The organism is Prosthecobacter sp., from assembly GCF_029946185.1.
GTDB lineage: Bacteria > Verrucomicrobiota > Verrucomicrobiia > Verrucomicrobiales > Verrucomicrobiaceae > Prosthecobacter.
Map to the genome: position 1 here is coordinate 1 of NZ_JAQSEA010000143.1, position 12,516 is coordinate 12,516.

Annotated in this window: 7 protein-coding genes; all 7 read right to left on the reverse strand. The window is 60.8% G+C overall.

What is annotated here, in order from left to right; all coding sequences use genetic code 11:
- A partial coding sequence (locus PSV43_RS12160) for an aminotransferase class III-fold pyridoxal phosphate-dependent enzyme (protein ID WP_300197202.1) occupies nucleotides 1-608 on the reverse strand: 608 nt, incomplete at its 3' end.
- 15 nt (nucleotides 609-623) lie between these two features.
- Entirely contained in the window at nucleotides 624-2,162 is a 1,539-nt protein-coding gene (locus PSV43_RS12165) for a sodium:solute symporter family protein (protein WP_300197205.1), read from the reverse strand.
- A complete protein-coding gene (locus PSV43_RS12170; protein WP_300197207.1) occupies nucleotides 2,159-2,383 on the reverse strand; it encodes a hypothetical protein in 225 nt (74 codons plus the stop codon). Before PSV43_RS12170 ends, PSV43_RS12165 begins: the two co-directional genes overlap by 4 nt.
- A gap of 79 nt (nucleotides 2,384-2,462) precedes the next feature.
- Nucleotides 2,463-5,690 (reverse strand): TlpA disulfide reductase family protein, encoded by a 3,228-nt coding sequence (locus PSV43_RS12175; protein WP_300197210.1) that lies wholly within the window; start codon nucleotides 5,688-5,690, stop codon nucleotides 2,463-2,465.
- Complete coding sequence (locus PSV43_RS12180) at nucleotides 5,680-6,756, reverse strand: squalene--hopene cyclase (protein ID WP_300197213.1); 1,077 nt, start codon at nucleotides 6,754-6,756, stop codon at nucleotides 5,680-5,682. The genes PSV43_RS12175 and PSV43_RS12180 overlap by 11 nt, the downstream gene beginning before the upstream one ends.
- Nucleotides 6,757-6,770: 14 nt before the next feature.
- The gene (locus PSV43_RS12185; protein ID WP_300197216.1) at nucleotides 6,771-9,122 is read right to left on the reverse strand and encodes a hypothetical protein; all 2,352 of its coding nucleotides are present in this window, start codon (nucleotides 9,120-9,122) and stop codon (nucleotides 6,771-6,773) included.
- Nucleotides 9,119-12,475 (reverse strand): hypothetical protein, encoded by a 3,357-nt coding sequence (locus PSV43_RS12190; RefSeq protein WP_300197218.1) that lies wholly within the window; start codon nucleotides 12,473-12,475, stop codon nucleotides 9,119-9,121. Before PSV43_RS12190 ends, PSV43_RS12185 begins: the two co-directional genes overlap by 4 nt.
- Between the last annotated feature and the right edge of the window lie 41 nt (nucleotides 12,476-12,516).

A 12,516-nucleotide genomic window follows, 5' to 3' on the forward strand; every position in this document is an offset into this window, starting at 1 on the left:
ACGATGGCGGCGATGCGCTGGCGGTCTTCTGCGGTCAAGGAGTGGAGGGCGTCAAGACTTGAGACGGTGATGACGCGGTAGCCGAAATCATTGCCACTGCCTTTGAAGAGGGGGATGCCGCCCAGGCTTGCTGCGCCGAGAGTATCGCCGTGGTAGGCGCGGTCGAAGGCGATCAGGGTGTCACGCTGCGGCCTGCCGTTTTGCTTCCAGTACTGCAGGGCCATGCGCACGGCGGACTCAATGGCGGTGGAGCCGTTGTCAGTGAAAAAGGCACGCGTGATTTTCCCGCCGGGGAGGAGATCAACGAGTTCCTTGGCCAGGCGGATGGCGGGCTCGTTGGTGAAGCCGAGAAAGGAGGTGTGGGCCACCTTGCCGAGCTGCTCGATGATGGCGGCATTGATGACCGGATGCGTGTGGCCGTGGGAGTTCGTCCAGATGGAGGCGTTGCCGTCGAGATACTCATTGCCGAACTGATCGCGCAGGGTGCAGCCATGCCCCGCGACGAGCATGAGAGGGGTGTGATCCGGCGCGCACCACTGCCGCATGGGGGTGAAGGGGTGCCAGAGATGTTTTTGATCGAGGGAGGTCAGGTCCGAGGGAGATGGCATGAGGCGGGCGTTCTTTTACATTTCGCCTGTGCGATGTTTTGACCAGGTATTCACGATCCAAGAACCTGTCACGCCGATGAAAATATTCAGCAGCAGTCCGTAGAGGCCGGGGTGGAAGCCGGAGTTCTTCAGCAGCGTCAAAAATCCATCCCCTTTGGCCGGCACCCAGAAAAATAGGAGGGCAAACACCAGTCCGGCGAACATGCCTGCAAACACGGGTCCGGCGCGCATGCGCTGCCAGTGAATCGCGATCATGAAGGCGGGGGCAAGCTGGAGGAGCATGTCGAATTTCATTTCCAGCAGCTCCACGAGGGTCAGTTTGGTGCCGGAGTTGTTGAGCCAGATCGCCAGCGCTGCAAGTGCGACGACGAAGATCGTTGAAATCCATTTGCCGAGGCTGGTCAGGGAGGCCTGACTGGCCTCCGGCCGCACAAAGCCCATGTACAAGTCCTTCGTCACCATGCTGGACATGGACAGCAGAGTGGAGTCTGCGGTGGACATGATGGCGCCAAGAATCGCGGCAAAGATGAGCACCACGAGAGCATAGCCGAAGGCGCTCTGCTCCTGGATGTGGCGCAGCATCACTCCCAGCACGGCATCTGAGCTGGCGCCTTGGAGTTCTCCTGCCAGATGCGCCGCCGCCGTCACTCCCACCAGCACAGCAATCAGCGCCGTACACAGCGGCATGAAGGCCATCACCGCCAGGCTCTTGCGCAGCGTCTTCGCCGACCTCGCCGCATAGATCCGCTGGATCGCCTGCGGATACAGCGCCGCACCCACACCCAGCAGAAGGATGTAGCTGATCCAACTTCGTACCTCCGGTGCTTTCGGCGGCAGCACTTTTTCAGGGGCGATCTGCAGCAGCGTGCGCGTCGTCTGCTCCATGCTGCCGTACTCTTTGAAGATCAGCACCAGCAGGACCATAAAACCCAGCGCGAGTACTCCGCCCTGAATCACATCTGTCCAGGCCACGGCGCGGAAGCCGCCCATGTTCTCATACACCAGCATGATGCCGGCCAGCACCACGACGCCCCACAGGAAGGCCGTCTCGGGGTCCAGAGTGGTCAAGCCCTCCACGGCACGTCCCATCGCCGTGAGCTGAGCAAGGTAAAAATTCATCAGCGAGGCCACCATGATCAAAGTGGCCAGCAGATTCAGTCCGCGATGATTGAAACGGTGCGCGAGGTAGTCTGTGGGCGTGATGAACGCATGCTGCTTCGCCAGTTTGAACAGCTTTGGGGCGAACAGCAGGTAGGTCACGACGATCGTGGTCATGAAGTGCACGCAGGTCAGCCAGGCAAAACCGATGCGGTACGCCTTGCCTGAGAATCCCAGGATGGTGTTGCCGCTATACTGCGTGGCAAACAGCGTCAGCAGCAGCACGAAGAAGCCCACGCCTGATCCGCCGATGAAATGATCGCGCAGCGAGTTCTCCTTCTTGGCCCGCATCCCCAGCCAGCCGATCCCGACCATGGACAGCAGATACACAGCAATGAACGCCAGCGCTCCTGCGCCAAACGGAATGACATTGGTCTCCGCAGCAGCAGCGATCATGCCTCGTCCTCCTCTTCATCATCGGGCCAGCGGCAGATAAAGAGCCATGCGGTGAAACACGAGACCGCGAACGAACCGGAGACGGAGACCACCACCCACAGAGGAAATCCAATCACCATGCGCGTGTCCGCTGCGGGCCAGTACCAGGGGATGGAAATTCCGGCGAGCAGGGCATACACGGCCCAGATCCACCAGGAGAGATAATTGTGCGGACGTTTCATCAATGGGGCGATCCATGACGGCGGCGGGATGGTTTGTCGAGCGGGAAGACGGAACCGCTTGGACGAGCTCCGTCGGGCTTCACTTCGCCAGAAGCTTCTTCACCATCTCCGCGACTTCCTTCGCCCCACCGGGCTCATAGCCGGACTTCACATACGCCACCTTGCCATCCGGGCCGATGACGACGGTATGGGGGATGCCTTCAACTCCGAAATTCTGACCGACGCGTTGATTGGCATCTAGGGCGACTTCAAATTTCCAGCCGCGGGTTTCGAGGAAGGTTTTCACGGTCTCCTTGTCTTCGGCCTGATTGATCCCGATGAAGCGGACTTTGTTCGAATCGAAGGCCGCCATTTCATCCATCATCTGCGGCAATGATTTGATGCAGGGACCGCACCACGTGGCCCAGAAGTCGAGGACGATGACTTTGCCCTTCTCCTTGCCCAGATCAAAATCCCCACCGGCGAGCAGCGGCAGTTTGAACGGCTTCGCATCTTGGTTGAGCAGCGGCGAGCTTTGCCCGCCGGATTCAGGAAGCACGGGTTCAGGGGCGAACTTCAGCTTCCATTCACGCAGGGCCAGCATGGTGGCGCTGTCTGGCGGGGAGCTGGTGCGAATCACATAAATCTGCGACAGCGGCACGCGGCAGCTGCCGAGGAGCGGACTGGTGCCGAACACGGCATCATTGGCGAAGCGCTCCACCTTTAACCCAAGGCGTCCGCCGTTGTTCAGCAGCAGCCAGTGGGTGATGACAGGCGGCATATCTTCATTGTCCTGGGCTACGAAGGCGGCGCTGACGGCGTCTGCGGGTTTGATCAACCACACAGCGGCCTTCACGCGGTCGCGCGGCACCTGGATGGTTTCCATACCGGAGCGTATGGCAAAATGCTGCGCCGTGGCAGCTTCGATCACGCCGCGCAGCAGGTCACCGTTCGCGGCGAGCAGGGCATGGCGCGGCGGGTCTTCTTTGCGGAAGCGCGGGACGGTTAGGGCATGCTCCTTGGCCCGTGCATCCACAAGGGGGACGGCGACACGTCCGGGTGCGATGCGTGCGCTGAAGGCGTTGATCTTCACCGCGCGCTCCCCATTTCCCCACAGGCTGAACGGCTCGATGATGATGCCGCTGCCGGAGCGCATTTTCGGAGTGAGCGGAATTTTCCGCGCGGAGACGCCATTGAAGAAAACTTCGAGGGTGTTCTCCGCGATGGCGATGCGTACCGGCATTGACGCGCTGGTGCGCAGGCGGAACTGCCGGTCCATCTGCTCATTGGCGGCTTCGAGGCCGAAGCAGACCTCGCTGCCCATGTGGCCAAACAGGAGGTTCGTGCTCGGCGCGGCCGGATTGATGCCGTCGCAGAACAAACGCATCCGCAGGGCAGAGAAGCCGTTGTTGAGCAGGGTGAAGTTGATTTCATTCACCTGCATGAAGGCGGGATGTCCCCATGAACCGCCGGTGGTGAAATCGATCCCGGCCTTGCCGTTGCGTTTCACCTGCTCGGCTTTGCCACGCACGCGCTGCCAGCCTGGATCTTCGAAGCCGTCGAGATTCAAGGATGCCCCCACGAACTGGATCGCCTGAAGCTTTTCGCTGGGCAGTTGTTTCAGGGCAGACACGTCGGATTCCAAATCCACGTGTTTCGCATCAATGGCCCGCAGCCTGCCGGGGACGACATCACCGTCATGAAGATAAAACAAGGCCTCGCTACGCATGCCCGCCGGCTTGTCTGCCACCGCACGGGTGATTTCCATCTCGCCCGTGCTGGTCATGGCGACTGGTTTCAGCGCGCCAAAAGGCTTCCAGAGCGGCTGCGTCTCGCCGTCGGCGGCGAGTGTGCCGTGCAGCAGATTTTTGTTGATGGTGAGGGTGTCGAGCGTTGCGAGGTCGATCTTCTGTTCGGTGGTCTCGAAGCCTTTAAACTGGAGGTGATGCAGCGTGGTGATCTTGAAATTGACCGGCGTGGTGGAAAACGTGGTGTTAAACGTGGCCACTTCATTGCGCACCTGCACCAGCGTCCCGTTGATCCATTCACCATCCGTGAACCACATCTCCGTGAGCGGCTGTGCGGCTTGGTAAAACGGTGAGGCTTCATGGGTCATCTCCACCGCCAGCACCTTGTCCCATGGCAGGCTGGCCTCCTTGCCATCCAATGCACGCACGGTCAGAGACGTGGCGTCGGCGCGCACGGCTTTCGCCTTGAGGTAGCGCCCGTCAGTGAGTTCGATGCGTGGCCGCACATCGGTGAGGTCCTCGGGAAGTGAGCCATCCCATTCACGGACTCGCAGCGCCTCCAAGGTCAGATCAGGCCCCTTGTTTAACAGAGTCAGGCCGGTGGGGCTGGCTTCTGCAGCGCGGTCGGCAGCATCCGCCTTTGCCTGTGCCACAGCATCAACCCGGCCTTGGACTGCGTCTTGCACCACACCGAGCAGCGCACCAAAAAGACCACCACCGCCGGCTGGGGCGTCTGCTTTTTTTTCTTCGGCCTTCGCTTCAGGCTCCGCCGCGTCCACCGGCGGCTTGGTTGTTTGCGCCAGCTTTTTGCCGTCTGCTCCATAGATCGAGCACAGGCCGGTTTGACGATTCCAGAACAAGGTTAGCGTGACACGACGCACGTCGTTGCTGAGTTTTTGCGCACTTTCAAACACGCGGCCTTGCAGCACCACGTCATCCACCCAGGTCTCCACGATCACACGATCATCATCCGACGCCTTGAGTTCGATTTTAAACTCCGGCCTGACCGTCGAGCTCAGGGTGAACTGCATTTCCACCAGTTCAGGAGATTCAAGGGGAAGACTGACGCGGTGATTCCAACCCACCTGCTGCAACGCCGCGCCGGGCACCATGCGCCAGAGCTTCTCTTTGACGGGCGCACTTTGGTTGTTCTCAGCCGGGATTTCGGTCCAGCCGCTGGTGCCTGCCAGTGCGGGGAAGGGCATGCCTTTGGCTTTCAGGCGCTGCACGCTGACCACCGAGTCACGCAGTACCTGGATGCTGCCAAAGCGCGCGGATTTCACGCTCAGTGTCTTCTCATCCAGCCCGGTGACCGTGCCAAACAGGCGGCTGCCGTCGGCGAGGCGAATGCTGAAGGCTTCTTCGGTTTTGGCATCTGTCTTGTGCCGGTTCACGCGCTTGAGCACGTCCATGCTCACCTGGAAATCCTCGCTGAACATGGGGGTGCGCCAGATCACATGACCGTTTTCGGCACCCACAAAATGTCCGCCGACCCACTCGCCGTTCTGCCAGTGCAGCTCGGAAGCGTGGCTGCTGCCGCCCACCATCAGCAGCGCAGTGATGAGGAGTTTAGCGTTCATAGATCGGCAGGAAACGGTAGTTTAAAGCCAGGGCCAGCAGGGACATGCCGGTCTCGTACGCGCCACCACCAAAGCTGCCGTCCGCAGACTGGCTCTCGCCCAGCGCGCGTGCTGTGGCGGCGTTCCATTTTTGCCAGGAGGCATAGTCACCCTGAAACAAGGCCTGGGCCATGTAGTAGCGGAAATATTCCTTGTAGCTGCCCTCGCTGTGCTCCAGACGGTCGGAGATGTGCTTGAGCGTGGCCTTGAACTCCTCGCTGTCCTTGTGCTTGGAAACGGCGGCCACCAGAGTGGCGATGGCGCTGCGGTTCATCGATTCACCAAAGCCGCCGAAACCCCCGGCATAGGCCACGCTGCCATCCTTGCCGGTGCTGCGCCGCATGTAGTTCAGCGCGTTGTCGATGACTTCATCGGGCACGGCCATTCCCGCGTTGCGCGCGGCGAGCAGTCCCATCAGCACGGCACCGGTCACCGAGGTGTCCGCGTCAGTGGAGTTGGGCATGTACCGCCAGCCGCCCCAGCGGTTCGCTTTCTGCGCGGTACCGGCGCAACGGATCGCGAGATCGAGCGCCTGGCCGATCGTGCGCAACGGCTTGCCGCCCTCCCACAGCAGAGATTCGTCCACCGCGCCGTAGGCTTCGGAAAGCGAGAGCATGGCAAAGCCGTGATGATACATGCTGTTCGGCAGGTAGCCGCTGGCCGCATCCTGGCTGCGGATGATGGCACGCAGCGCGCGGCGGATGTTGGGCGCATAACGGCCGAAGTTCGGATCTTCACCGCTGGCGAGAAAGGCCATGAGGCAGATGCCGTCGATGCCTGCACCATCGTGCCCGCCCTGCCAGCCGCCTGCGTCGCTTTGCTTCGAGGCCAGCCACGCCAGGCCGCGCTCATACACGGTATCGACTTCCTGAGGGATCGCGCTGCCGAAACGGAGGGATGGGTCTTGGGCGGAGATGTTTGACGAGAGAAGAAGGAATGCCGAAACTGGAATGACGAATGACGAAAATCTGCGCCAGCAACGCTGGGCGTTGCCGCCGTGTTCGGCTGCCGGTGCGGTCTTCGTCATGGAGGTTTCTTGATTCATTGTTCGATGATGATTCCCCCGTTGAAGAAGACCTGGGGGCCGTTGGCCTGCGCACCCTGTTTCTTCCGCTGTTCGTGATTGTTCTTGATGCCCTCCCAGTACTGCATCGCGTCGGGCAGGTCGCGTTCTTTGCAGAGCTTCCACTGCTCCGGAGTGAGGATGGCCTGCATGTCTTTTTCCGCCACGCCTGCCAGCGGGACGAGGGCGTAGTAGTATTGTAAAAACCACTGGCCGGACATGTAGCGTTCGATGTCCGGGAGATATTCGGCCAGCACCTGCTGGACGGCGGCTTCAACTCGGGCGCATTGATCGGCTGAAAGCTTTCGGCGGCGGTCCAGTTCGGAGACACACATCGCCGCCATGGACTTCAGACGGTACGTTTGCCTCTCTTCCGCCACGTGCTGGAGCTTTTTAAGCTGGGCTGCATTCAGTGTGGTTTGCAGCGCCGTTTTCCAGAGTTCTGTGTTTTGCGGCTTGGTTTCCTGACGGCTGAAATTCGCGCGCGAGGTGCCTGCCAGCATCTGCAGGAGATTCTGGGGAGTGGCGCTCTGCACGGTCTGGCGCACGAAATTTTCGGTGAACTGACGCCAGTAGTCCAGACTGGTCTCCACCGCTCCTTTGGCTGCTGTGGTGAGTCTTGCGACCGCCGGTTCGGGGAGGGACAGCAGGCGTGAGGCTTCTTCGACTTGCGGCATCATCGCCGCCAGCGTCCTGCTCCGCTCCGCGACAAACATCTTGTACAGGTGCTGCGAGATCGCCACTTCCATGTCCGGCACCTCGGGGAAAGTACCGTTTATGTCGGGCATGATATTGCGTGATGAACTGTTGTTGGAGACGATCAGTTCCTTCCAGTGTTTCAACTGCACATCGTCCAAAATGGCGCGCACCGTCTCATCCTTTACTTTGCCCGCGTTCTGAAACAATTGGGGGGCATTGTAACTCCAGTACTGCTGACGGCGCTGATCCAGGAGCGGCTTCATCAGCTCTCCCAGCAGAGGTTCAAACTGGATGCGCTGCTCTTGGGAAAGTGCGAGCATCTTGTCCATTTCTGCCAGGCAGACGCGTGAGATTGCCAGGCTCGCGCGCTGCTCACGCTGCTTGTTTTCGGTCGCCATGCGTGTGCGCTCCTCTTCAGTCAGCAGCTTCTTGACCCCGTCTGTCCAGATCGGCAGCTTGATGGCCTGGAGATTTTCCATGACGCTAAAATAGACATTCCCACGGACGCGCTTGCGGTCCGTGACCGAATAATTTCTTGCCTGTTTCAGCCAGCCCACGCGGGCCTGCTTCAGCGATGCTTGAATCGCTTCTTTCGAGAGCTGCTCCAGCGCCTTTTGCCGCTCCTTGGTCAAGCCCAGCGCCGTGACCATGCCGTCGATCTCCGTACCCATGGCAATCTCCATCTGCTGCTCTGCCTGCTGCTCGGAAGGCTTGATCATCTCTGCCACCTCGGCTTCCGCCTTGCTACGCTCCTCCTTGTCGATCTTTTTCCATTGGTCGATCTGCTCTGCACGCAGCACGCCAGCCGCCGCCTTCTCCCAGGCCTTGTCCAAGGCTCCGCCGCGCGGACGATCAAAGCGGATGTAGAATGAACTGCGGGCCATCAGGGTCTCACGGGCTGCGGGCGGAAGTGTGAGCAGCATGTCGGCGGCCCGTTTTTTCTCCGCGTTGCTGAGCTGGTCCAGCAAGTTGTCCGCCGCCTTGTTCAGGACGGTGGTCTGCGTATCTGGGAGTTCGAGCCTCTTTTTCATCAGTCCGATCCTGGCACGCAGGTCTTCATTGATCGGTCCGCGTGATTCACGCACCCAGCGTTCGAGATAGGCGGAGATTTTTTTTTCCACCTGCTGCCGGTCCTTCACATCCGCCTCATGCCAGGTGGCATAGCGCACTTCGCCGAGAGTGGCTTTCAAAGCAGCGAGCCATGCTGCGTCTTGATCGGGCGGCGTCCAGTCTTCGATAGGCTCGCCGGGGCCTGCCACTTCCGGCTTCCACAGGCCGATGTGCCGGATGGCCGCCGAGTCGGAGGTGCGTGTCAGAAAAGTGCGCATCATGACCACGGCCAGCGGCTGCCAGGATTTCAGCGTCGTCTCCACAGCCTTGACGGACTCTTCCAGCAACGCCTTCTTTTCCTCCGCCGAGAGTTTAACCTCCCCGTCGATGGTTTTGACCACCTCCTCCATGTGGGCCGTGAGCTGCTTCTTCTTTTCCGGTACGCAGGATTGTACAAACTCTGCCAGCACCTTTTCGACCGCTTCTGAAAGCGGCTTCTTCAGGTCGGCACGCGACGGCACCTGCGCCTGCGGACCACCTGAAATGGTTAGGACGACGGATAGCAGCATCAGCTTGATCATTTCGCCCCGCCTCCTGCTTCCAGTTTGTTAAAGTACGCATCCAGACCAGTCTTGAATTCTTCTGGCAGCTCACGCCCCGACTTGCCCGTCGCCTGGCCCACCGGGCGTGCGTTCACATTCGCTTCTGCATCCGAGCCCGGCCCCAGATCCGCCAGCGCCGCTTCGGCGGTTTCTGCGCCTGAGCCTCCGCCGCCTCCCGGATTCGATCCGCCGCCGCCGCCACCTTTGCCCTGACGTTTCGTCTGCAGCAGCAGTTCGATGGCTTCCGTCTCTGCGGCTATCGCCGGCGCTCCCGTGTCCGGCTTGTCGAGAATGCCCGCCGCTTCATCCATCACCGTCATCACCGCGTTGAGCAGCTTCAGTTCCTTGCCAAATTTTTCATTCCCCTGCGGCAGACGCAGGATGTCATCAAACGCACCGCGCGTATTGGCCTGGATGCCAAACTGCTTCGAGGCCAGGGCGGCCGACTTCTTCCCATGCTCTCCCTCTTTGAGCGCGGCCTTTGCGGATTCCAGTTCGCGGGTTTCGTCGCGCAGCTTCATCTCATCGCGCAGGGATTTCATCACCTTGAGAACGATCTCCGGCGGCAGGCTGTCGGCGCTGCAACTGCTGCATGATTTGCACTCGCTGGCCGCGACCATTTCCTCCGCCCAGCGGTCCAGCGTGTCAGCCCAAAACTCCGCGCCCGCCATGCTGTTGCCGCTGAGATTCACCGCGGCTTGATCGCCCAGATACGTCAGCATTTTCACCACCTGCGTGTCCTTCATCTGACCGATGATGTTCTTGAAATGCATGTCCGGCTTGCGCGCGAAGTAGGCCTCCATGTCGCTTTGGATCACGCGGACGGTTTCGCTCTGTGTCTTTTCATTCTCCGCGATCGCCACCGCATCCTGCACCGGCTTGCGCTCCAGACCGAAGGCGCTGAGAGTCTTCGTGTTCAAGTCCTTCGCCACAACCAGTTGCTGGCGAGACGCCGCCTTGAGGCGCTTCACGAAAGTGCTGGCCTCCAGGCTTGCCAGAATCGCGCTCAGTTCATCCGAGACACGCGCAAACTCAGCCAGCAGCAGTTTCTGCTCATCCAGCGCATCCTGCATTTTCTTCTGGGCCTGCGAGGCTGGCTGCTCCTGCGGTTTCTGTTCCTCTTCGGCTTTGTCATCCTTCTTCTTGCCGCCCGGAGCCGCCGCCATCTGCGTCGTCGGCAGTTTCAGGGTGCTGGGCTTGGGTGGGGAAGGCTTGGCATTGGGGTCCGCCGGCGGTGACTCTGCCTTGCTCATCGAGCCTTCCTTGTCGGTAATGCTGGGCATGTTGTCCTTCTTCTGCTCTTCCGTGGACGCCTTGCCGCCACCCTGCGAGGCTTTGGGCATGTCGGGCCCGTTGGCAATCTGGGGCGCGCTGGCCTTGCTCTGGCCAGCTTTGCCTTCACCCGGCTTGCCTGGCTTCGAGGGCTGCTGGGATGCATTCGACGGCGGAGTGGCAGCCGTGGACTGACCGGGCTTTCCACTCTGCGCATTCGAGCTCTGCTTCAACAAATCCGCCACGCTGGGCATGCGCTTGGCCGAAATGTCCTGCAGCGACTTAAGCATCGTCGCCCACGATTCGAGACGTTTGGCGTCAAACTCATCATTGCGCGTCGCCTGCTCCACCAGACTGCGACCACTTTGATTCAGCATGCCCAGCCGCGCCGCATTCGCATTCTCCGCGCTGGCCTGCTGCGCGATTTTTCGGCGGTTCTCCGGGCGGTCGAGTTCCGCTGGAGTCAGTGCGCGCAGTTCTTTGTTGGTGGCGTGCAACTGCTGCTCACGCTCATAGCTTTCGCGGGCCGCTTCGAGCCATTTGCCAAACTGCTCCGTCAGCCACAGCGCGTGATCCGTCTTGTTCAGCACATGCAGCAGAAATGCCGTCGAGTAGGCCCGCTTGCGCTTCGGCAGGTAATCCTCCGCCCAGGCGCGGATCTCCAGCGTCTGCGGTGCCACACCGTCACGATCCGCACAAAAGGTGGCCCTCGCTGCCAGCGTCTTCTTCTCGGGTTCGCCTGCGGCGGCGATCTTGTCGCCCTTCGTCTTGTCATCATTCACGCTGCGCCATTCGAGGCCGGTTCGCTGAATGCCAAAATCGTCCTGCACATCCATGTCGAAGACAACGACTTCCGAATCCAGCACCACCTGCTCCTGCGTTTCACGCCGTGCCGCCAGCCGCGGGGCTTCGTCTTCAATCGCGTTAATCTTCAAGACCAGCGGCTCGCGGGGCGTCAGGCCGTCGCGATCCTTCCACATCACATGCTTTTCAGCATCTGCGGTGATGGGATGAAAAGGCGTCGTCACCTTCATGCCGGAAACCTTTTCCGCTTCGCCATCCACCTCAGCCGAGGCCAGCTCGCGCGATGCCGTGGCCTCCAGCGAAGCCTGCGCTCCTTTCAGCACGCTCACCGAGCCTCCACGCACTTCGGTCATGGGCTCCGTCTGATACTTCAAATACTCCGGCAACCGTGTGCGCACGGACAAGGCCGTCAATTCCGGGCGGGTGCGCGGCAGCACGTTCACCGTCTTGCGCACATCGCCGAGTGAAAGGGACAGCGCCGCATCCTCCTTCTGCGGCGGAAACGCCAGCGGATAAGCACCTGCCTGAAGATCACTCACCACGGCAGGCTGATCGCTAATTTGCGCCTTGGCCGACGCAGGCGACCACCGGGTGTCTTTGTTGAGCTGCACCTTCAGATCAAACGGCTCCGCATACGGCACCACGAGCCGGTTTGGCAGCGTCTCGATCTTCGCGAAGGTGTAGCGCTCCACGTCACGCCATGGCGTCCCCCAGCGTGCGAGGGCATTCCACGCGGCATCTGGGACCCACGTGAGCGCTGCGACTGCGATTAGTGCTGTCACACCCGCCGCCCAGCCCCACTGAAAATGTTTCGCCTCCGGCACGGCATGCGAGAAGTCCTTGTCCTTCACCGCCTCCGCTGCCTGATCCATCGCCGCCTGCACGAGGCGCTCACTGCGCCCCGCCGAACCCGCCTCCATGTGTGCCAGCTCCACAATGCCGAGCAGTTGATCGCCAAGCCGTGGGAAGGTGCGCTTCAGCAGCCGTGCGGCATCCTCCAGACTGCGCTGCCGCCACACCCAGCGGTGCCACTTCAGCGGCAGCCCCAGCCCCAGCACCGCCGCACCTGCGATCAGCAGCGTGGCACGCAGCCAAACCGGCGTCTCCATCACGCGATCCAACGCAAACACCAAAATGTAGGAAAACACGATGCCGAACGCCGCCGCCAGCAGCCCCTCGGTGAGCTTGACGATCCAGACGCGCTTGCGAAAATCCGCGAGCTTCGATTCGAGGATGACAGGCAGTGCTGTTTTCATAATAGGCGAATGTTATCCTGATGAAACGTCTCTGACGAGCT